The organism is Atrimonas thermophila (genome assembly GCF_045864955.1).
GTDB classification, from domain to species: domain Bacteria; phylum Atribacterota; class Atribacteria; order Atribacterales; family Thermatribacteraceae; genus Thermatribacter; species Thermatribacter velox.
The window spans coordinates 1,772,739-1,793,557 of sequence record NZ_AP028803.1 but is presented as its reverse complement, the minus strand read 5'-3'; the positions used below and the strand labels follow the sequence as shown (position 1 = coordinate 1,793,557).

At 47.3% G+C, this 20,819-nt stretch carries 22 protein-coding genes and 1 tRNA gene; 17 read left to right on the top strand and 6 right to left on the bottom strand.

Translation table 11 applies throughout. The features are described 5' to 3' along the window. Positions 1 to 19: 19 nt before the first annotated feature. From ACKTT1_RS09360 to gltX, 13 genes are read left to right on the top strand one after another with little or no spacing between them, the layout of a single operon-like run. Entirely contained in the window at positions 20 to 1,579 is a 1,560-nt protein-coding gene (locus ACKTT1_RS09360) for an acyl-CoA carboxylase subunit beta (protein WP_412709375.1), read from the top strand. Continuing rightward, positions 1,560 to 1,760: a hypothetical protein gene (locus ACKTT1_RS09355; protein ID WP_369018633.1), complete on the top strand. Its 201-nt coding sequence runs from the start codon at positions 1,560 to 1,562 to the stop codon at positions 1,758 to 1,760. The genes ACKTT1_RS09360 and ACKTT1_RS09355 overlap by 20 nt, the downstream gene beginning before the upstream one ends. A 6-nt stretch (positions 1,761 to 1,766) precedes the next feature. Next, entirely contained in the window at positions 1,767 to 2,135 is a 369-nt protein-coding gene (locus tag ACKTT1_RS09350; protein WP_412709374.1) for a biotin/lipoyl-containing protein, read from the top strand. Beyond that, positions 2,135 to 4,000: a DUF5693 family protein gene (locus ACKTT1_RS09345; protein WP_412709373.1), complete on the top strand. Its 1,866-nt coding sequence runs from the start codon at positions 2,135 to 2,137 to the stop codon at positions 3,998 to 4,000. The genes ACKTT1_RS09350 and ACKTT1_RS09345 overlap by 1 nt, the downstream gene beginning before the upstream one ends. After that, on the top strand, positions 3,993 to 5,096 hold the full coding sequence (gene csaB, locus ACKTT1_RS09340; protein WP_412709372.1) for a polysaccharide pyruvyl transferase CsaB: 1,104 nt from the start codon (positions 3,993 to 3,995) through the stop codon (positions 5,094 to 5,096). The genes ACKTT1_RS09345 and csaB overlap by 8 nt, the downstream gene beginning before the upstream one ends. Further along, positions 5,086 to 5,838 (top strand): WecB/TagA/CpsF family glycosyltransferase, encoded by a 753-nt coding sequence (locus tag ACKTT1_RS09335; protein ID WP_412709371.1) that lies wholly within the window; start codon positions 5,086 to 5,088, stop codon positions 5,836 to 5,838. Before csaB ends, ACKTT1_RS09335 begins: the two co-directional genes overlap by 11 nt. A 36-nt stretch (positions 5,839 to 5,874) precedes the next feature. Further along, a complete protein-coding gene (locus tag ACKTT1_RS09330) occupies positions 5,875 to 6,582 on the top strand; it encodes a cell division ATP-binding protein FtsE (protein WP_412709370.1) in 708 nt (235 codons plus the stop codon). Next, positions 6,579 to 7,442 (top strand): cell division protein FtsX, encoded by an 864-nt coding sequence (locus tag ACKTT1_RS09325; protein ID WP_412709369.1) that lies wholly within the window; start codon positions 6,579 to 6,581, stop codon positions 7,440 to 7,442. Before ACKTT1_RS09330 ends, ACKTT1_RS09325 begins: the two co-directional genes overlap by 4 nt. After that, positions 7,442 to 8,671 carry a murein hydrolase activator EnvC family protein gene (locus tag ACKTT1_RS09320; protein WP_412709368.1) on the top strand — a complete coding sequence of 410 codons (1,230 nt, stop codon included), beginning with the start codon at positions 7,442 to 7,444 and terminating at the stop codon, positions 8,669 to 8,671. The genes ACKTT1_RS09325 and ACKTT1_RS09320 overlap by 1 nt, the downstream gene beginning before the upstream one ends. Positions 8,672 to 8,694: 23 nt before the next feature. After that, positions 8,695 to 9,870, top strand: coding sequence for a S41 family peptidase (locus ACKTT1_RS09315; RefSeq protein ID WP_412709367.1), 1,176 nt, complete (start codon positions 8,695 to 8,697; stop codon positions 9,868 to 9,870). After that, positions 9,839 to 10,969, top strand: a complete 1,131-nt coding sequence (locus ACKTT1_RS09310) for a divergent polysaccharide deacetylase family protein (protein ID WP_412709366.1) — start codon at positions 9,839 to 9,841, stop codon at positions 10,967 to 10,969. Before ACKTT1_RS09315 ends, ACKTT1_RS09310 begins: the two co-directional genes overlap by 32 nt. A 7-nt stretch (positions 10,970 to 10,976) precedes the next feature. After that, positions 10,977 to 11,384: a PaaI family thioesterase gene (locus ACKTT1_RS09305; RefSeq protein ID WP_369018643.1), complete on the top strand. Its 408-nt coding sequence runs from the start codon at positions 10,977 to 10,979 to the stop codon at positions 11,382 to 11,384. Beyond that, on the top strand, positions 11,381 to 12,856 hold the full coding sequence (gene gltX / locus ACKTT1_RS09300) for a glutamate--tRNA ligase (RefSeq protein WP_369018644.1): 1,476 nt from the start codon (positions 11,381 to 11,383) through the stop codon (positions 12,854 to 12,856). Before ACKTT1_RS09305 ends, gltX begins: the two co-directional genes overlap by 4 nt. 85 nt (positions 12,857 to 12,941) lie before the next feature. Here the strand turns inward: gltX and ACKTT1_RS09295 are convergent, their stop codons facing one another. Beyond that, positions 12,942 to 13,373: an OsmC family protein gene (locus ACKTT1_RS09295; RefSeq protein ID WP_369018645.1), complete on the bottom strand. Its 432-nt coding sequence runs from the start codon at positions 13,371 to 13,373 to the stop codon at positions 12,942 to 12,944. Between the two features lie 177 nt (positions 13,374 to 13,550). On the opposite strand from ACKTT1_RS09295, the gene ACKTT1_RS09290 reads away from it, so the two are divergent. Both ACKTT1_RS09290 and ACKTT1_RS09285 read left to right on the top strand, forming a co-directional pair. Beyond that, a tRNA-Gln gene (locus ACKTT1_RS09290) sits at positions 13,551 to 13,624 on the top strand. A 21-nt stretch (positions 13,625 to 13,645) separates the two neighbouring features. Continuing rightward, positions 13,646 to 14,071, top strand: a complete 426-nt coding sequence (locus ACKTT1_RS09285; protein ID WP_412709365.1) for a PaaI family thioesterase — start codon at positions 13,646 to 13,648, stop codon at positions 14,069 to 14,071. Between the two features lie 18 nt (positions 14,072 to 14,089). On the opposite strand, the gene ACKTT1_RS09280 is transcribed toward ACKTT1_RS09285, so the two are convergent. Beyond that, positions 14,090 to 14,581: a ferritin gene (locus ACKTT1_RS09280; protein ID WP_369018647.1), complete on the bottom strand. Its 492-nt coding sequence runs from the start codon at positions 14,579 to 14,581 to the stop codon at positions 14,090 to 14,092. A 24-nt stretch (positions 14,582 to 14,605) separates the two neighbouring features. Beyond that, positions 14,606 to 15,811: an FprA family A-type flavoprotein gene (locus tag ACKTT1_RS09275; protein ID WP_412709364.1), complete on the bottom strand. Its 1,206-nt coding sequence runs from the start codon at positions 15,809 to 15,811 to the stop codon at positions 14,606 to 14,608. A gap of 121 nt (positions 15,812 to 15,932) precedes the next feature. On the opposite strand from ACKTT1_RS09275, the gene ACKTT1_RS09270 reads away from it, so the two are divergent. Both ACKTT1_RS09270 and ACKTT1_RS09265 read left to right on the top strand, forming a co-directional pair. Beyond that, positions 15,933 to 16,664 (top strand): SDR family oxidoreductase, encoded by a 732-nt coding sequence (locus ACKTT1_RS09270; protein ID WP_412709363.1) that lies wholly within the window; start codon positions 15,933 to 15,935, stop codon positions 16,662 to 16,664. Positions 16,665 to 16,678: 14 nt separating this feature from the next. Further along, on the top strand, positions 16,679 to 18,187 hold the full coding sequence (locus ACKTT1_RS09265) for an FGGY family carbohydrate kinase (RefSeq protein ID WP_412709362.1): 1,509 nt from the start codon (positions 16,679 to 16,681) through the stop codon (positions 18,185 to 18,187). Positions 18,188 to 18,222: 35 nt separating this feature from the next. Here ACKTT1_RS09265 and ACKTT1_RS09260 read toward each other — a convergent pair whose 3' ends face one another. From ACKTT1_RS09260 to ACKTT1_RS09250, 3 genes are read right to left on the bottom strand one after another with little or no spacing between them, the layout of a single operon-like run. Further along, entirely contained in the window at positions 18,223 to 18,651 is a 429-nt protein-coding gene (locus tag ACKTT1_RS09260) for a C-GCAxxG-C-C family protein (protein ID WP_412709361.1), read from the bottom strand. Between the two features lie 12 nt (positions 18,652 to 18,663). Beyond that, a complete protein-coding gene (locus tag ACKTT1_RS09255; RefSeq protein ID WP_412709360.1) occupies positions 18,664 to 19,866 on the bottom strand; it encodes an acetate/propionate family kinase in 1,203 nt (400 codons plus the stop codon). Then, the gene (locus ACKTT1_RS09250; protein WP_412709359.1) at positions 19,844 to 20,791 is read right to left on the bottom strand and encodes a TIGR00269 family protein; all 948 of its coding nucleotides are present in this window, start codon (positions 20,789 to 20,791) and stop codon (positions 19,844 to 19,846) included. The genes ACKTT1_RS09255 and ACKTT1_RS09250 overlap by 23 nt, the downstream gene beginning before the upstream one ends. Positions 20,792 to 20,819: the final 28 nt, after the last annotated feature.

The following is a 20,819-nucleotide window of genomic DNA, read 5'->3' as shown; positions in this document are numbered from 1 at the left end:
CTGTATGGAGTGAAAGAGCATGGCTTACAAAACGCTTCGCGAGCTGGTAGCAGAGCTTCTACAGAAAGAAAATGTGCTTTTTGAAGGTGGAGGCAAAAAAGCGATTGAAAAGCAGCATGCGGGAGGTAAGCTTTTTGCCCGTGAGCGCCTGGAACTCCTCCTTGATCCGGAGAGTTTTGAGGAAATAGACCTTTTTGTTGCTCACCGCTCTACCTATTTTGGAATGGACAAGAGAGAGCTTCCTGCTGATGGTGTGGTGACTGGCCTGGGCACTGTGGATGGAAGGTTGGTTTGTGTGTATTCCCAGGACTTCACGGTGATGGGTGGTTCTCTTGGTGAGATGCACGCTAAAAAAATCTGCAAGTTGATGGACATTGCTCAAAAAGTTGGTGCTCCGCTCATTGGTATTAACGATTCTGGTGGGGCTCGTATTCAGGAAGGCATTGACTCGCTTTCTGGATATGGGGAGATATTTTACCGCAACACCCAAGCTTCAGGAGTAATCCCCCAGATAGCGGTCATTGCTGGACCCTGTGCTGGTGGAGCAGTGTACTCCCCAGCCCTCATGGATTTTGTTTTCATGATTGAGGGAGTTAGCAAAATGTTTGTTACCGGTCCTCAGGTGGTTAAAGCGGCTACTGGTGAGGAGATAAGCGCTGAAGAGCTGGGTGGTGCGGAAACTCACGCCAGAAAAAGCGGAGTTGCCCACTTCGTGGGCAAAAACGAAGAAGACACGTTCCGGATGGTGCGTGAATTGCTGAGTTTTTTGCCCTCCAATAACGCCGAAGACCCTCCTTTTAAGGAGTGCAGTGACCCCGTAGACAGAAGAAATACTCTATTTTACGACCTGATGCCGGCTAATCCCAACAAGTCCTATGACATGAAAAAAATTATTCAGGAAGTGGTTGATGACCATTCTTTTCTGGAAGTGCACCGCCACTTTGCACCCAACATTGTGGTTGGTTTTGCTCGGATAGGGGGTTATGTGGTGGGCATCATAGCTAACCAGCCCCAGCATTTGGCTGGGTGCCTGGACATTGACGCTGCCGATAAGGCTTCAAGGTTTATCCGCTTTTGTGATTGCTTCAACATCCCTCTGGTTACCCTGGTGGATGTACCCGGATTTTTGCCGGGTAGCTATCAGGAGTTTGGAGGTATCATTCGTCACGGAGCTAAAATGCTTTACGCATACTCGGAAGCAACAGTGCCCAAGATTACGCTCATCATTCGCAAGGCCTATGGTGGCGCTTATCTTGCCATGTGCAGTCGTCATCTTGGGGCTGATATGGTTTTTGCCTGGCCGACTGCAGAGATAGCGGTAATGGGGGCTGAAGGTGCAGTGAATATCGTTTTTCGTAAAGAGATTGAGGAGGCTCTGGATCCTGAATTAAAGCGCCAGGAAGTTATTGCCAGATATCGAGAAGAGTTTTATAATCCCTTCCAGGCTGCCCGAAGGGGATATGTGGATCAGGTGATTGATCCTCAATATACCAGGCTCAAGATTGCTCGAGCCCTTGAAGTTTTCTGGACTAAAAGAGAAACTGGAAAGGGGAAAAAACATGGTAATTTCCCGGTTTGAGATGCCCGAGGGCCTTGAGCTCAAAAAAGTTGCAGCGGTGGTTGGTGCCATTCTGGCTTATCTTGAGGAGGAGCAAAAGGCTCCTGGTTCGCCAGCTTACACTTACGTTAAAAGAAAGAGCATCTCCTGGAGAAGGCTTGCCTTGCAGGAGCAATGTTTCGAATTCTCTTTAAGGAGGTAGCCCGAAATGCGCAAGTTTCGAGTTCGCATAAATGGAGAAGAATTTGAAGTTGAAGTCAGTGAGCTACAGGAAGAAACCGCTCCTCAATTGAAAATTCAGAAACCGGAGCGTAAGGTGGGGTCACAAAGCACTTCTGGGTCTCCCCTTAAGGTAACCACTACACTGCGGGCTCCCATGCCAGGCAGAATTCTGGAAGTTAATGTCCAGAAGGGGCAGAAGATTGAGGCAGGACATGTTGCTTTTGTGCTGGAAGCCATGAAAATGGAGAACGAAATCGTGGTTGAGAATGCTGGAACGGTTACCCAGGTTTATGTTGAAGAGAATGACGTTGTCGACCATGGAGATCCTCTGGCGGAGATTGAGGAGTTGCGTTAATGCGTTCCGTTGAAAACAAAAGGCTTCTTTTGGGGTGGTTACTACTCATCCTGACTTTGCTCTTTAGCCTGCCTCTCCTTGGGGTTAGGATCCGGGACGAGCTCTCCAGGAAAAAAGTCGAACTGGTAGTTGATTTTAACGATGTTACCTACCTGGCAGGTATCACAGGCACTAACGTCTTTTCTCTCCTTCAGGAACTCAAGAAACAAGGTTTCCAGACCGTGGGTGTGAGCGAACCTTCTTTTAAAGATTTGAGAGACAGAGGTTTGATTCAGTTAATTCAGTTCCCTGATGGAGAGGATGGCTTGCGGTATTTTCGCGTTTCCAGTGCTGACCTGGCTCAGCGTATTGAAAGACAACTTTTACTTCTTGGCAAGAAAGTCAGGGTTGTGGACACTCATGTTCTGGGTAGCAATGTTTTTCCTGAAGAAGAGGAACAGCTGGGCACAGGTTTTGATGTAAAGTTGCTCGCCCAGCTCAAAGAAGAAGGCTATGAGGTGATTTTCCGTCCTCGAAACTGGCCTTTTTTTCCTGCTGACAATTTGAGGAGATATCTCCAGGAAGAATTCTGGGGCCTGGGTAAAGGCGTTATTTTTAGTGGGGAGGAAGTGCTTGGTTTTGGTAGCTCTGAAAACCTGAATAGCGTAGTAGAGTTTTTCCAGAAACAGTCTCTTTACTGGGGGTATCTGGAGTTTGTAGGCCAGCGCGGCGAGCTGTACCTGGCTCATTCTCTGCCTTATTCTTCTGTGGTTAGAGTACATAGCATCCCCCTTGAAGAACTCAAGCGCTATACTCCTCCTGAGGCGGTGGAGAGATTTTTGCGGGCGGTGAAAGAGCGCTCTGTGGGCGTCTTGTATGTGCGTTTTTTCAGGGACCTCGCTCCCAGGCCTCTGGAACAGAACCTGGAATATCTTAGCAAACTCAAGTCATCGTTGCTTAAGGCTGGTTTTGAGCTGGGTTCAGCAGTTACTCCCCGGGATTTCAGAGTTCCTTATCCTATATTATTTGTTTTCTGTGGACTGGTATCTGCGGCTGCTTCTTTGGTGTTCTGGTTTTTCTTTCCCCGGGGCTTTTGGTTGGGAGTGCCTGTGCTGGGCTTTTTATGCCTGACGGTTACCCAAAACTGGCTCCAGGGCGTTACATTGCTGGGGATGCTGGCAGGGATTTTTTTCCCAGCCTTACCGGTGCTTTTTTTAATGGACCCTGCACTCAAACACCGACCATTCCTTTTGAAGCTGCTGACTGCTTTTGGTTTGGCCTTTGCAGGGGGGTTTATTGTCGCATTAACGCTGTATAATCCTCTTTTTGTCCTGCGTATAGAGCAGTACCAGGGGGTTAAAGTATCTTTGTTGGTACCTCTATTCATAATAGTGCTCTATTACTTCAGAGCTGGTTTGTCAGGCGTTACCCTGGAGCGGGTTTTTCTGGGGCGCTTGCGGAGAGTGGAACTTTTCCTGGCTGGTTTGTTTGCGGTTGGCCTTGCTCTTTACCTGTTCAGGTCAGGCAATTTTCCTCTGCTTCCTGCTTCTGGTCTGGAGCTCAAAATGCGCTTGGTGCTGGAAAAATTGTTGTTTGCTCGTCCCCGCACCAAGGAATTCCTGGTAGGATACCCGGCACTCTGGTTGGTTTGGTGGCTGCAGAAGCGGGAGATTTTACCGGTTTATCGTTTGGGACTCTGGATTGCAGTTGGTGTTGGATTTACAACGTTTTTTAACTCATTCTGCCATCTGCACACACCTTTTTTGTTTACCCTGCTTCGTTTCTTTAACGCCCTTTTGCTGAGCTTCCCAGTGTTTGCAGTGTATTTTCTGGCCTTGAAGTTCTTTTTGTGGGTATGGGATTACATAAAAAACTGGGGTGAATAACCGTTTGCCTTCTCGGGGTGTACACTTTTTTCTTTTGGGTTATTACGGGTTTGGAAACTGGGGCGATGAGTTAAGTCTACTTGCCAGCATAGAGACGCTTTCTCGAATTAGCGAAAAAACTGGTGTGCCTTTTTCCATAGAAGTGCTTTATGCCTCACCACAGCCGCTGGTAACTTTTCCTGATGAAGTTCAGATTGTAGAGCGCAGGGAGTGGTTAGCGATTTTCAGGGCTTTGCGCAGGGCTGATTTCGTGATAGTTGCTGGGGGGAGCTTGCTTCAGGATAAAACCAGTTTTCGTTCTCTTCTTTATTATCTCTTTCTTCTGCGACTGGCTCTTTGCTGGCGCAAAAAAGTCATTTTTTATGGATGCGGTTTGGGTCCCCTGGAACGCGCTCTCAGCCGCGTGATGGTTAATGCACTGTTGCGAAGGGTTTCTCTGTTTGTTGCCCGCGATACCGAAACCTTTCAATATCTCACCTCTTTGAGAGGTTTGGAAGAGGTAGCAGTGCTGGGGGGTGATCCGGTGCTTTACTGGTCTAATCACCTGCCAGCTCGGAACTCTTCGGGTGAGCGGGTTGCCTTTTTCCTGCGTTCTGAAGGGCTGAGTATAGAAAAGGTATCCCGGGAACTGCAGTCTTTCGCCAAACTCAGTGGGGAAAGGGTAGAGATTGTGGCTTTTCACGAAGCAAGAGACGGGTGCTTCCTTTCGGAAATCGCAAGAAAAGCGGGGTGTTCGTACAAGGTCTTTTCTAAGCCGCAGGAGATATGGGATTATTTTTCTTCTTTAAAGATGGTTTTTTCAATGCGCTTGCATCCTTTGATAATAGCTACCCTGTTTGGGATACCCTGGTTTGCCTTTGATATAGATCCCAAGATTGCAGCTTTTTCTGATAACCTGGGATTTAACAACCTACTTGCTCTTGATGATTTTGCGGTGCATCAGCTGAGCGAATGCTTGCAACGTGCCTCTTCTCTCAGAGAGAAAGTTTCAGCAGTTCGGCAATCCCTGGTAGAGAGCTACCTCGAGACGGAGAAATCGTTGCTCGGTTATCTGGTTACGGAAATGGAAAGGCGGGCAGGCGGAAATGCTTCCTGATAGCCGGTGGTTTGACTTGCTGGGTGTTCCTGTTTTTGGAGGAAGTTTTCATGAAGCGCTGTCTTTAATCGAAGGAGCAGTTTCGCGAAACGAGAAAATGCATGTCATTACTTTAAATCCCGAAATCATGGCCCATGGTTTGCTCGATTCCTCTTTTTACCAGATTTTACTTTCTGGTGAGCTTGTGGTTCCCGATGGGAAAGGTATCATCCTCGCTTCCAGATTTTTGGGGAAAAAACCGACAGAGCGGATAGCAGGTATTGAGCTTTTACGGGCTCTTCTTGCCAGAGGAGTGGAAAGGGGCTGGACTTTTTATTTCTTGGGGAGCAAGGAAGTGGTGGTGCGTAAAGCAGTTGAGAGAGCAAGAATGGATTTTCCAGGTGTGCAGATAGTGGGCTTTCACCACGGCTTTTTTGACGACGACCAGAGGGTGGTTGCCGATGTAAATCGTTTGAATCCCGATTTCCTTTTTGTCGGCTTGGGTTCTCCTCGCCAGGAACGATGGATTTATAGGTATCGCTCCGAGCTAAAATCGCGTGTGATGGTGGGGGTAGGGGGTAGCTTCGATGTCCTCAGTGGTTTTAAGGAAAGAGCACCTCAATGGATGATTCGCTGGGGCATGGAATGGTTATACCGGCTGGTTCGGGAGCCACGGCGGATGAAAAGAGTTGTTCCTGCTTTCTGGCGTTTTGGGGTTGCCGTCTTGAGGCAGAAGTTTCGGAAATCAAACCATAAGGTATAATGAGAAAATAAAAAGCAAAGAGGTTCTGACATCAGGGTGAGCTTTCTGCTTTTCGAAAAAGTTTCCAAAGTGTATCGGAACGGTGTGCGCGCCCTTCACGAAGTAAGCTTTGAAGTCCAGGAGGGGGAAATGGTTTTCCTGATAGGGCCAACTGGTGCTGGTAAGACCAGCTTGCTCAAGCTGGTTACCCTTGAAGAACGTCCTACCTCTGGTGAAATCTGGTTAGACGGTTGCTGTCTTAACCGCCTTGGTGACCATCGGATACCTATTTTGCGTCGTAATCTGGGTATTGTTTTTCAAGACCAGGTGGTGGTTTCCTACCGCAGTGTTTATGAGAATCTGATTGTTCCCCTGGAGGTATTGAGACTTCCTCGCAAGGTTGTTTACTTGTTGGCTAAAGACATTTTAAGTTCATTGGGTTTGTGGCATAAGAGGCAGCATCTGGTGAGCGAACTTTCGGGTGGTGAGCGCCAGAAACTCTGCATAGGGAGGGCGCTGATTCATCGTCCGCGTATTGTCCTTGCTGATGAACCCACGAAAAACCTGGATTCCGAAACCAGCAGCTTTGTACTTAGAATGCTTTATGAGTACAGCCTGGAACATCGTGCAACTGTTCTGGTAGCTACTCACACTCATCGCTTAGCCAGACTGGTTCCTGATTCCCGTTGCGTTTTTATAAAAGAAGGCCAGATAGTGGGTGTTACCAGAAATCATAGTTCAACAAAGAGTAAGTCTCCGTCATGAGTAAAAAGAACGGTGTTATTCGACGAAGGTGGTTGCAGCTTAATCTGGCCTGGGTGGGTGTGTTTCTGGTGCAATTCCTTTTCAACTTTTTTTTGGTGGGGATTTTTGGTTTGCAGGAATTGCAGGAGAGCTGGGTTCAGAGTTTACTTATCAAAGCCTATTTTAAGCCTGAGATAAAGCAGGAAGAAGTGGAAAAGTGGTTAACCAAGATAAAGAGCTTTCCTCAGGTGCGGAAAGTGGTTCTGGTCACTCCCCAAGAGGCTGAAAAGCGGTTCCTGGAGAGTTTAGGTCTTACCAGAGAAGATCTTTCGCTCCAGGATAACCCCTTTCCCCCTGCTCTGGAAATTACCTGTAACAACTTGGAAGAGATTGCACCCCTTGCAGAATACCTTGGTGGTCTTGAAGTCTTCGATGAGGTGCTTTCTGGCGCTTCTCAAGCTCAGAACTTTCTCTCATTTTACCGCATTTTACTGGTTACTGGAGGGGGTTTGGGCGTTTTGATGCTGATTTTTGCTACCTTGATGGTGAGCAATGCAGTGAGTGGCGCCCTCTGGTTGCGAAGGGAAGAAGTTGAGCTCTGGCACCGGGTGGGGGCGAGCCCGAGGTTTATCAGAAGACCTTTCTTCTGGTTTGGGTTTGCGGGCAGCTTGATGGGTAGTGCTTTTGCTCTGGGTGTCAGCCTGATTTTTTGGAGAGCTTTTTTGCGTTTCCTGGCTGATTTTTTGCCCTTTTTGCCCGTGTTGCAGTTTGCAGACGTTGTAATCATTCTGATGGTTGGTGATGTATTATTTGGGTTGCTGGTTGGGTTGAGTGGTTCCTGGTTTGGTTTCAGGAAGGGTCTCAAAGGAGTTGGATATTGATGCTGGGGAGGATACGTTTTGTGCGGCATGGTGTAGCCTTGGTGTTTCTTCTTTGTTGGTGGTGCTTTTCGGCTCCGCTCTTCGCTGACCCTACTTCGCTTGAGAAGGAAATTGCTCGTCATGAGCAGGAACTGCAGGAGCTACTCAGGCAGGAAAAAGAACTGGCTCAGAAGCTCGAAGAACTTACCAAAAGTGAAAGTAATCTGGCAAAAGAAGTAGAAAAGCTGGACCAGCAGATTGCAAGGATAGAGAAAGACGTGGCTTCTGCCCGTCAAAACATTGTGGTGCTTGAGAAAGAGCGCAAAACGCTCGAAAAGGAAACTCAGGGAATTGCTCGAGAAATAGAGAGCAAAAGAGACCAGGTGAAAAAAGCGATGGTTGCTCTTTACAAATATGGTGGGGAAGAAAAGATTTGGGAGCGGTTTCTTAATCTTAACTTTGACGACCCTGTTTCTCTGGGTGAGCAATGGTATTTATTCAGGCAATACCTGCAGTTTGAACAGCAACTCATCACTCAGTTTCTTAATCAACATTCACTACTGAACGCGAAACTCGAAGAAATCAAGCAGAGAATCCGTCTGGAAAATGTTTTAAAGCAAAAGTTGCTTGTTGAGGAAGAAAAACTCGAGAAGCTCCGGGAAGCTCGGGAAACAATGCTTCAAAAAATCGCCACCAATCGAAAACAGTACCAGCTTAAGCAGGAAGAGCTTCGTAAGGCCCAGAAAGAGTTAAAGTCAACCATTTCCAAACTGCAGGAGGAGATTCGCAAGGCCAGAGAAGAAGCGGCTCAGCGAGGAGAAGCTGTTGTAGAGGGTCCTCTGCCTGCACTGGGAACTCTGGACTGGCCAGTTCGAGGAAAGATAGTCAAGCAGTTTGGAGAATACAAGGACCCGGTTTACGGCATTCCTTTCTATAACCCAGGAATAGATATTGCAGCGCCTCTGGGAACTAATGTGGTGGTTCCCTATGATGGAGTGGTTGTTCTGGCGCGCAGTGTGCGGGGTTACGGTAACACGGTAATTATTGACCACCAAAATTCGATGATCACCATGTATGCTCATTTACAGAGCATTGCCGTGAAAGCGGGAGATGTGGTTAAGAAAGGAGACGTGCTGGGTAAAGTTGGTAACAGTGGGCTTACCGAAAAACCTGTGTTACACTTTGAAATAAGGATTGGTAACGATGCCAGAGAAGACAATCCTTTGCGCTGGCTGAAAAAGTCCTCTTAGAGGAAAATCTGGGGTGAAAGCGAATGAAATTGAGCAAGCGTTTTTGGACTATTCTGGTACTCATTCTGGCAGTGGGCTTAATGGTTTCCTTAACTCTGGTAAGGATTTGGGCTATCTCTCTGGGAGAGGAAAGTCTTGATGCAGGAACCTGGAAGCCCTTCCTGGAAACCGTACAATTACTCAAGGAAAGGTTTTTCTTTTCTGAGCGCCTCGAAGAGCAAAAACTTATGGAAGAAGCAATTCGGGGCTTGCTTCGCGCTACTCAGGACCCCTATGCTCGCTATCTTGATGCGGAGGATTTCAAGATAGAAATGAGCGACCAGGTTGAGGGCCAGTTTTCAGGCCTGGGCATTCTGGTGGCTATCAAGGATGGCAAGCTTACCGTTATTTCACCTTATGTGGATTCTCCGGCTTATGCTGCTGGAGTGAGGGCTGGCGACGTGATTTTGGAAATAGATGGCGAGCCTACTGCTGGTATGGCACTTGGTGATGCGGTCAAGAAATTGCGAGGACCCAGAGGCACCCAGGTTACTTTAACCATAGAGCGAGAGGGAGAACCGGAACCCCTGCATATAACCGTAACTCGAGATGTCATCGTCATAAAAAGTGTTGAGGTTGAAAAGCTCGATGACCAGATTGCAGTGTTGCGCATTTTCGAGTTTCATGGTAAGACCTTTGAGCAGGTGCGTAAGGCACTTTCTGAGCTGAACCATGATGGCATTCAGGGTCTGATCGTCGATTTACGCAATAATCCGGGTGGACTCTTACAAACAGCAATGTTCACTACCGGGCTTTTTCTTCCCCAGGATGCTCCTCTTTTGATTGTAGAGAGCCGGGAGGGTAGCCGGCATACTCTTAAGAACCCCATCAACCCTGAATGGGACAGACCGACTGTAGTGCTCATCAACAAAGGGACTGCCAGTGGAGCGGAAATTATGGCTGGTAATCTGAAAAACGCAGGTATCCTCCTTGTGGGCGAGCAGAGCTTTGGTAAGGGAGTCATTCAGGAAATATTTCCTCTGTCCAATGGGGGAGGGGTTATTTTTACGGTTTCTAAGTATTATCTTGGAGATGGTAGCGATATCGATGGTAAGGGTATTGCACCTCAAATAGAGGAAAAGGATGAAAAGCTACAGCTTGAGCGAGCCCTGAATGAGGTGAAAAAGCTTGTCGGAGAACCAGTGGAAGTCCTGGAATAAAGCGTTTCTGACACTCATTGTTGCCCTCCTTTTTCTGGGGGTTTTCTTCTTCGGAAGAGAGCTTTTTCAGCAGGAGACCCGGGCAAGAAATTTTTATACCAGTGAAACTCACCTTTCCTCGGAAGAAGAAAGGCGATGGCTTGCCCTTTTTGTGTTTTATGAGTCGCGGAAATATCTTGCCGGGCTTCAGATAAAAGAGAACCTGAAAGAAGAACTAATACAGTGGCAAGCAAGGGGTGTTCTTGACGATGTTTCTCTTTTTAAAGAGCTTGAGCAGAGAATGAGCTGGCTTGTCGAGGTTTTGAGGCAACTTGACTATTATGGGGAAATAAGGAAAAACAAGACCTCTTTGAGGATACTCTTTTTCAGGGAATTCTGGCCCTGGTTAGATTTTGAGGTCAGGTTACTGCCTGCTTATAAGCTGGCTCTCATCATTGATGATTTCGGATATAACTCTTCTGTGGCTCAGAAATTTATGGATTTACCTATCAGGCTGAATGTAGCCATTTTCCCTCACCTTCAACTCTCCACTTTTTTGAGTCAGCTTGCTTGGGATAAGGGAAAAGAAGTTTTAATTCATTTTCCGATGGAGGCACAAGACCCGGCACAGAACAAAGGCGAAAGTTTTATGCTCAAAAGGGGAGCAACAGAAGAAAGCATCGAGCAGATGCTCGAGGAGGCTTTTTCCAGCATAGATTCTGCCCGGGGTCTTAACAACCACAAAGGCTCTCTGGCTACCGCGGATGCCCAACTGATGCAAAGATTTTTTGCGGCGCTTTCCAGAAGGAAAGGAGTATATTTTGTTGACAGTTTAACTTCTTCAAACTCTGTAGCTTGTGAGGTTGCTCTCGAACATGGTATTCCCTGTCTCAGCAGAGATGTTTTCATCGACGGGGTTCTTGAAGAGGAGTATATTCTTGGCAAACTTCGCGAGGCAGTTTCCCTGGCTAAGCGGAGAGGCTTTGCAGTGGCTATTGGTCATGCGAATGAAATCACATATAATGCTCTGTCGAAGTTCGCGAAGGAAATAGGGCAGGAACAGGATTTGGGGTGGGTGTTTATCTCGGATTTACTTTTGTATCTTGGAAGAAAGGAGTAAGAGAGGCATGGCTTTTGTTGATAACAACCGCTGTTTTCTGTGTGGCAAAGATAATCCCATAGGTTTGAAAATTGATTTTAGAAAAGAAGGGGAATATACGGTTGGAGAAACGGTCGTTCCCTGGTTTTTTCAGGGTTTTCAGGGCGTGGCTCATGGGGGTATTGTGGCTTCTCTGCTTGACGAAGTGATGTCGCACAGCGTGAAAAGCGATGGGTTACTTGCGGTAACTGGTTCACTGGAGGTGAAGTATCACCATCCCTGCCTGACTGGTCATCCGGTTCTTTTGCGAGGCAAAGTGGAAAAGGTTTCGGGACGAATTATAGAGGTTTTCGGGGAAATTGTTCAGGATGGCAAAGTTGTGGCCTCTGGAAAAGGAATATTCGTTATTCCCAGACAAGGAGTGATTAGAAAATGACTCAAGTTAGCGATACAGTTAGGGTGCGTTTTGCTCCCAGTCCAACCGGTTTTCTGCACCTGGGGGGAGCGCGCACTGCCCTTTTTAACTGGCTTTTTGCCAGGAAGTATGGAGGAGTTTTTATTCTGCGGATTGAAGATACAGACGTTGCTCGCTCTACCGAAGAATCGGTGGAGGTAATTCTGGAAGGCCTGCGTTGGTTAGGCCTTAACTGGGATGAAGGACCGGAAGTAGGCGGTGATTATGGGCCTTACTTTCAGAGCCAACGTTTACATTTTTACCGAGAATACGCGCAAAAGCTCCTCGATGCAGGATTAGCCTATCACTGTTTTTGTACGCCAGAGGAGCTTGAGGAGCGCAGGCAAAAGACCATTGCTTCCGGGAGAAGCTGGCGTTACGACAGGTTGTGTCTTTCTCTCACCGAAAGCAAAAAAGAAGCCCTACTTGCCGAGGGCCGTAAGCCCGTTTTGCGCTTTTTTATACCAGAAGGAAAAACTACTTTTCTGGACCTTCTTCGGGGTGAAGTAGAATTTGAGAATCAGGAACTGGATGACTTTGTAATACTCAAATCTGATGGTATGCCAACTTACAACTTTGCTTGCGTGGTTGACGATGCGCTGATGAAGATAACCCATGTAATCAGAGGGGACGATCATATTTCCAACACACCGCGCCAAGTACTGCTTTACAAAGCTCTGGGTTTTCCGTTGCCCAGTTTTGCACATATTCCCATGATTCTGGGTAAAGACAAAACCCGACTTAGCAAGCGCCATGGTTCACCCTCGGTGACCTATTATCGTGATAAAGGGTATCTCCCCGATGCTTTGTTCAATTATCTGGCGCGCTTGAGTTGGGCAAGCGGGGAAGAGGAAAAAGAGATTTTTACCCGGGAAGAAATTATAGAAGGTTTTTCGATAGAGCGGGTAACCAAGCGTGCCGCAGTTTTTGACCTCGACAAGCTTAACTGGATGAATGGATTATACATTCGGGAAGCCTCCCTTGATTATTTACTGGAGATTTTTCTGGAAATTGCACCCAAAAACGGACTCTCTGGTGTGGATTTCGCTGATGAAGCGTTTCGGGAGTATTGTAAGAAGGTACTGGACATTATGCGGGAACGCATTAAATACCTGGCACAGCTTATTGAAGAAGCGATTTACTTTTTCAAAGAAGATTATCCCTATGACGAAGAGGCAGTTGAAAAGGTGCTCAAAGAAGCTGGGGCTCGGGAACGTCTGGAGGTTTGCCTGAAACGCTTTAAGGAGTTAGATACCTTTACGGCTTCTGAGCTGGAAGAAGTAGTGAGAAGTACCGCTTCAGAGTTAGGAGTCAAGGCGGCAAAATTGATTCATCCTCTTCGAGTTGCAGTGTCCGGTAAGCGGGTTGGTCCAGGACTTTTTGAACTACTGGAAGTGCTTGGAAAAGAACGGGTCATAAGTAGAATCGAAAGAACTCTTACTATGCTTTCTTAATGGGGGTTGTATTTCCTGGTGGGGAGTGGAATTCAGGACGGTGCGTCCTGATTGCCACTCCCCTAAAGGGAGAATTTGAAGAGGTTTAATTTTGCTCCAGGCGAGCAGAAAGTGTAATGTCAATACTGGAAAGCAAAACACTTACTGGACAGGTTGCTTTGGCCTTCTGGGCAATATTCAAGAACTCTTCCTCGCTTATCCCGGGAACGCGGGTTGTACATTCAAGATGGCTACTTTTGATTTTAAATCCTCCTTCCACGGCTTCCATGCTAATGGTAGCCTGGGCTTCCACTTTTTCCGGGGTATAACCACTTTCAGATAGAAGGTGTGAAAGCGCCATCGCGAAACATCCTGCATGTGCTGCGGCAATGAGTTCTTCAGGATTAGTTCCACTCCCATTTTCAAAACGCGATCTGAAAGAATAACTACCTTTAAAAGCCCCACTGCCAAGCTCAACTGTACCCTTTCCTTCTTTGAGATTTCCCATCCAGATTGCTCGTGATGTTCTTCTGAGCATTTCAATCACTCCTTTTCGCACTAAAGTGTTTTGGTTTACTTTTTAAAACCCCGGTTGGGGGCTTAAATTCCTGTTTTGGTGGTAAATTGCACCTTGTTCCCTGAAGCGCTTTTCAGCTTGAGCCAGTTGGGTATTGAAAAAAGGGCTTGAGAATGATAAGATAATGCTTGCCTGAGCTGAGAGGTCGTCTAAGGGTAGGACGCGTGACTCTGGATCACGTAGTGGTGGTTCGAATCCACCCCTCTCAGCCAATTCTTTTTTTGAGGTTGGTTGTGAGTACTCAGAAACTGGAACAGCTCAAGAAACGCTTTCAGAAAGAGCCCTTCGCTAATTTATTCCGCTTTTCACTTCTGGAACTCAGAGAAGGTTACGCCAGAGTAAAGCTTGAGGCCGACGCTCGCTATTACAATATTTTCGATGTGGTGCACGGAGGATGCATTTTTGCTCTCATTGATGAAGCTTTTGAGCTGGCTTGCAATTCCCACCTTGAGGATGCAGTAGCCATGAGTGTGCAGGTTAACTACATTAAACCGGTTAAAGAGGCTTCCTTAATTGCCGAAGCACAAGAAGTGGCACTAACCAGAAAAACTGGCGTTTACGATATCCGGGTATTTTGTAACGCAGAAGAAGGTGAAGAAACAGTGGCCATAGCACGAGCCCTCTGCTATAGAAGGCCCCCTAAAAAGGAGGGGGAATAACCCCCTCCAACCAGTTATTTATCCTTCTCTTTTTCCAAGTTCTCGGTCTAGCAGCACAAGACCCTGACCTTTGCCTTCTGTGTAATTCAGCAGGGCCAGGATGTAGGAAGCATTCTTCTCTTCTTCCACTTGCTCATCGATAAACCACTGCAGCATTACCTGGGCTGGGTAGTCGTTCTCTTGCTTGGCGAGCTCGTAGAGCTGGTTAATCATGGAAGTCACTTTTTGCTCGTGCTCCAGTACCTTTTTAAACATGTCTAAAGGAGTGCCGAATTCCACCGGGGGTTGCTCGATAGCTTTCAGAATAACCCTTCCTCCCCGGTCGTTGACAAAGTCATAAATTTTCATACCGTGGCCAATTTCCTCTTTAGCCTGAACCTTAAGCCAGTGGGCAAAACCGTTCAGATTCTGGGCTTCGCACTGAGCAGCCATGGCCAGGTAGAGGTAAGCCGAGTAGAGTTCGTTTTTGATTTGCTCGTTTAAGGCTTCTTCGAGTTTTTTGCTCAACATTTCCACTTCCTCCTTTCGGATTTTTTAAATGGACACCTGTTTTATCATTTTACCAAACCTATTTCCCAGTTCTTCTACTTTCTGAAATTCCTGAATAGTAGGATTTCCTTTGAATTCCAGACTATCTATCATTTCCCAGTTCAAGTCAGCACACCACTTCTCTAACTCCCGTTTAGCTCCTCCAGACCAGGCAAAACTGCCCAGGTAGACCACTTTTTTGCCAGCTATCCCCTTCCGTTTAGCGAGGTCCAGAAGGTGTGCAAGGGGAGGAAATAAACCGGTTTCGTAGGTGGGTACCGCTACAGCGACCCCGCGATTCTGCCATAGGGTTTTGAGGATATAGCTGGGATGAATTTTCCGTACGTCGAAAACTTCAAATGGAACTTCACTTTTCAGCAGTCCCTGCATGAAGGTTTCGGTTGCTTTTTCGGTGGCCCCGTACATGGTTCCATAAAGCAGAGTGACGCCTGCTTCGCCGCCAGTAGTCTGGAAATCGGCCCACTTCTGGTACAGTTCCACAATTTGCTGAGGATTGCCTCTCCAAATCAAACCATGGGAAGGGGCTACCACGTTGGGCTTGATGTCGGACAGTTTGGCAATGGCTTTTTTGACCATAGCGCTGAATTTGGCAACAATGTTTGCATAGTAGCGCAGGGCTTCGTCGATGTAGAAATCCAGATTTTGGCACTGGTCATCAAAGATTGTTCCCTTCAGAGCACCATAGCCCCCAAAGGCATCGCAGGAAAAAAGAATGCCGGAGGATTGCTCGAAACTCACCATAGTTTCTGGCCAGTGTACAAAGGGTATGAAGAAAAACTGCAATTTCTTGGTGCCCAAGGATAGCTCATCGCCGTCTTGAACAGTTTGTATCCCTTTTTCGAGGTGGTAGAAAGCTTGTATCATTGGTTGAGCCTGAGGCGTGCATAGAATGGTTGCTTGCGGCGCTACTTCTCGCAAGAGGCTCAGGGTTCCGCTGTGGTCCGGTTCCATGTGATTGACCACGATGTAATGGAGTTCTCGGGGGTCTATGACCTGTTTTATTTGGTACAAGAACTCATCAAAATAGGAAGATTTTACCAGGTCTATAAGAACGTTTTTCTGATCTTTAAGGAGGTAAGAGTTGTAGGATACACCTTTTTCACTTACTGGCCACAGGCCTTCAAAAAGCTCCGTGTTATAGTCGTTTACACCTATCCAGAAGACATTGGGGGCAATTTCGATCCTAGGCACTTCTTTGCTCCTCCTTTCCTGGATACAGGCCAATTATTACGTATTTTAATGTAAACTTATTAATGAGGTTATTTATTCCTGGTAGAGTTGAGAACAAAATGGTTTTTGGGGAGGTTTTGCAATGGGAGGAGTGGAGTGGAGAGATAAAGTGGCTGTGGTGACTGGAGCAAGTCGTGGTATAGGACGGGCCATTGCAGAGCTTTTTGCCCGTCAGGGTCTGCGTCTTACCCTGGTTGCACGTTCTCAGGACGCCTTGCTTGCTTTTTGCACAGAACATGCTCTTTCTGAAGCAAGGGCCCTGATTTGCGCTGGGGACTTGAGCGATCCTTTCTTTCCACAAAAGATAGTCGAGCAAACTGTAGAGCATTTTGGTCAGCTCGATGTGATTGTCAACAATGCTGGAATAGCTTTTCCCGCCTCTTTGGAAGAGACCACTCTCGAGCAATGGGATTTGCAAATGGCGGTTAATGTGCGGGCTCCATTTTTAATCTGCAAGGCAGCGCTTCCCTATCTTCGTCGTTCGCAGGTGCCTACCATTGTGAACATTGCTTCGGTGGTTGCTTACAAAGGGTACATAAACCAGGGGGCTTATACGGCTTCCAAACACGCTCTGCTCGGCTTCAGTAAGGTTCTGGCGCGGGAAGTTCATAAAGATGGGATTCGAGTTCACGTGGTTTCTCCGGGTGGTGTGGCTACCGAGATGATTACCTCCATGCGTCCGGACCTGGATCCTTCAATTCTGGTTCCTCCCCGGGAAATTGCCGAGATTGTGTGGTTTTTGATTAGCAAGCGGGGCAATGCGGTTATTGATGAATTGTCAGTGCGCAGGTTTTCCAAGGAACCCTGGATATAAAGGAGGTTAGTTGCATGCAAGCTCAGTATTTCCTGATTCTCGATTGTGGCGCGACCAGTCTCCGTGCTGTGGCTATCAGCGAAGAGGGCAAAATCCTTTCCGTGGCTTCTTTTCCCAATGCTCCCCGTCCTCAAGAGGAAAATCCCGAATTTTTAATATGGAATATTGAGGAAATGTGGGACATTTTCTGCAAAGCCATTCGCAAGGTTGTAGGGGAAGTTGGCAAGGGAGTTAGAGCGGTTGCAGTAACCACCTTTGGAGCTGACGGAGCACCGGTCAAAAAAGACGGTACCCTGACTTATCCGGTCATTTCCTGGCAGTGTAGTCGTACTTCTTCCTGGGTAACCAGGATAGAGCAGCTGATAGATCCCTGGGAGGCTTTTGAAATCACTGGTTATCAGATTTTGCCCTTTAATACCCTTTTGAAGCTTCTCTGGTTGAGAGAGAATGCCCCCCGAGCTCTGGAAGAAGCCGATACTTTTTTGATGATGCCGGGTCTTTTGAGTTTTCGATTGTGTGGGGAAATGTTCCTGGATTTTACTTCTGCTTCAACCTCAATGCTTCTCGACCTTCAGGAGAGAACCTGGTCATCGAGGCTACTGGATTTGGTAGGGCTCGACCCGGGGTTTTTCCCTCCCCTCGTCTATCCTGGTGAGGTGGTGGGCAGGGTTCACGATGAAGCCAGTGAAGAGACTCAGATACCACCTGGGGTGCCGGTTGTTGTTTGCGGTCATGATACACAGTTTGCACTGCTGGGTTCGCTGGCCGGAGATGAGGATTTAATCCTGAGCTCGGGCACCTGGGAGATAGCGGCTTTCCGCTCCAGAAAATATCTGGCTTCCCGCAAAGCTTTTGAGCTGGGCATGTTGATAGAACTTGATGCCGAGGATGGATATTGGAATCCCCAGATGCTGATGATTGCTGGGGGAGTTGTGGAGTGGGTGAGGAGAAATCTTTTCTCGGATGTGAAGGACGACCCCCAGATCTACCAGATTATGATTCAGGATGCTCTTAGTGTCCCTCCCGGGAGCAATGGAGTGGTGGTGGTTCCTTCTTTCATGCCTTCTGGACCCAACAAGCCCCAGGGTACAGAAGGCACCGTTCTTGGTTTGGGATTAACTTCGAGCCGGGCTCAGCTTTTCCGGGCCACGCTGGAAGGCTTATCTTTCCAGTTGCGACAGGCCAAGGAAGCAATTGAAGAAGTGTATCACTTTTCACCTCGTGGTCTGAGAGTGGTTGGTGGGGGCGCCAGGAATGAGTTGTGGAACCGAATTCGAGCGGATGTTTTAAACCTGCCAGTTACTACTACTTCTTGCGAGGAAGCCACGGTTTTGGGGGCATCTCTTTTCTGCAAAATAGGAGTTGGCGATGCAAAGAACCTATCGGAAGCTAAAGAGACGGTTAAAGTAGAGACCAGATGTTTCAATCCCTCTCCTGCGGCAGGTCTTTATGAAGAGTTTTATCGAGAATATCAGAAAGTGCCCTACTTTCTTGCTCCCTTTTACAAGAGGCGCAAAAAGTGAGTTGATGCAGAGTAGCTGGTGTTTTGAAACACCAGCTACTCTGTGAGGTAGGTTCTGAGTATTTGTTCTACTTTTTCAATGATTTCGTGGCATTTATCTCTCAAGTTTTTCTCTCGATATTCACGCAGGCCTTCTTCGGTGTTGAGGGCCACTCCAATAAGGTCTATACAGTTAAGCGAACCCAGTTCTTTTTCCACATCCTGCAAGAATTTTTCAGTTTTGAGATAAAGCTGGTCCCGGGTGTGTTTATCCTGAGGGAAAGTCCTTCCATACTTTATACCCAGCGCCATAACTGCTCCGGTTATCGCACCGCATATTCTCCCAGTATGTCCTATTCCTCCTCCAAAGCCGGTAGCTATTTTGGGGATTAGTTCGCTCTTTACTCCCAAAAGCTCACTCGCTCCCAGTAGTACTGACTCGCAGCAATTGAAGCCCAGATCATGGTAATCTCCAGCGTTTTTCATGGCTTTCCCTCCTTATTTTTGTTGTTTTAACAGGTGATACACTTCTCTGGCTACCATCAATTCTTCATTGGTGGGAATAACCCACACCTCAACTTTACTATCTGGCGAACTGATTTTTTCTTCCTGGCCGACCGTTTGCTGATTTTTCTCGTGGTCGATGACAATTCCCAGCGCATCGAGATTTGAAGCGATACGTTCTCTAATCGAGGGAGCGTTTTCACCAATTCCTCCGGTGAAAACCAGTGCGTCAACGCCGTTCATGAGTGCAAAGAAAGCACCAATGTACTTTTTTACCTGGTACACAAACACTTCTATAGCCAATTCGGCTCTCTTATCCTTTTCTTCGGTGGCAAGTTTTTCCAGTTCCCACATTTCTGCAGATTTACCAGAGATGGCCAAAAGCCCGGATTTTCGGGTCAAAAGCTGGTCGATTTCTTGAGGAGTGAAGCCCTCTTTTTCCTGCAAGAAGGTGATGACCTGGGGGTCGAAGTCTCCAGGACGGGTCGACATGATGGTTCCTGATTGGGGCGTAAAACCGCTTGATATATCAAAAGATTTGCCGTCTTTGATGGCGCAGACGCTGCAGCCACTCCCCAGATGGCAGGAGATGACTTTTTTGCTGAAAGTGGTAAGCGCTTGAATCCTTTCTGCAATGTAGCGATGGGAGTTGCCATGAAAGCCAAGTTTTTCTATTCCGTGCTTTTGGCACAGCTCCCAGGGAAGGCCGTACGCCCGATGGGCTTCTGGAATGCTCCTGTGGAAACTGGTTTCAAAGACTCCTACCAGAGGAGTCTGGGGCAAAATTTTTCTGAAAATTTCTATCGCCAACAGTGCCGGGGGATTGTGGACCATGGTTACTGAGGAATAGTTCTGTAAAGCTTCAATGACTTTCTGGTCAATGAGGCAGGTCGAAGTGAATTCTTTACCTGCGTTGATAAGCTTTATGCCTACTGCTTCCAGAGCAGAGATGTCCTGAATAGCACTTTGTGGAGAACTGAGCTCTTCCACAATGAACTTCAGTCCTTTTTCATGATCCGCATGGGGAATTTCTTTTCTAACAGTTTTGCCATCAGGAGTTTTCTGCTCCAGGTGAGCATCTTTTCGGTAAAGACGCTTCAAATTACCCTTAAGAAGAGAGCGAAAACTGTTTTCCCGGATATCAAAGACTTCGTATTTGATAGAAGAACCACCGCTATTCACTGCCATGATGAGCATTGTTTTCCTCGCTCCTTTCTTTTTGAGAGTCGAGCCTTTCCATAAGGCGGCAGAAGGAGCACACCTCAAGCGTGGTGGGCATGCCACACCGTGAACACTCACCAAGTTCTACTTTTTCCTGATTGCTGGCAAAATACCTATCTCTCCGTTCCAAAAAACCCAGTAAAAACATGTGCTTGGTGCCCGGAGATTTCTCCTCCAGAAAATCAAGAGCTTCCTTGTAGTGGAAGCTTTTTGCTCTTTTGGAAAGGGGGCAACGCTCTGCTATGAAAGGAATGTCGTGGAGTCTGGCATACCAGCGTATTTCTTCCTCAGTCAGTGTGTAGAAGGGCTTTACTTTGCGTACCATTTTAGGATGAGGGCTGGGTAAAACCGGACTTTGGTGAGCTAAATAGCCATCCTGCCAGTGCAGGATGTTACCGAGCAAGGTTGCTGCTTCATCGTCAAGGTTATGCCCGGTGGCGTAAACCGAGAAATGGTTGTCCCAGGCGTAACGATTGAGCAGGTGCCTTTTAATCATTCCACATACTGAGCAGGAGGGGCGATTGCGCACTTTTTTAGTCACTTCCGGGATTGAATAGTTGATTAAAGATTTTACCTCGATGACTTCAAGTGGAAGCTGGTGTTGTTTTGAAAACCCTTCCACTATTTCTCTGGAACGCAGGGAGTACTCTCCCATGCCCAGGTCAAAGTGAACAGCCTGCACCTTATAGCCTGCCTGGTGTAGATAGAACCAGAGACTCATACTGTCTTTACCTCCAGATACCCCAAGCAGTACTGGTTCTTCCCTGCTGAACATGCGGTTTTTCTTTATGGCCTGTTCAACCTGGCGGCTGAAGAAAATGTCGAAACATTCAGGACAAAAGGAGGAGTTGTGCCTTTTCAGTTTCATCACTGCTTCCTGCTTGCATCGAGTACACTTCAAAAGATTCACCTCCTCTGTTGCACCAATC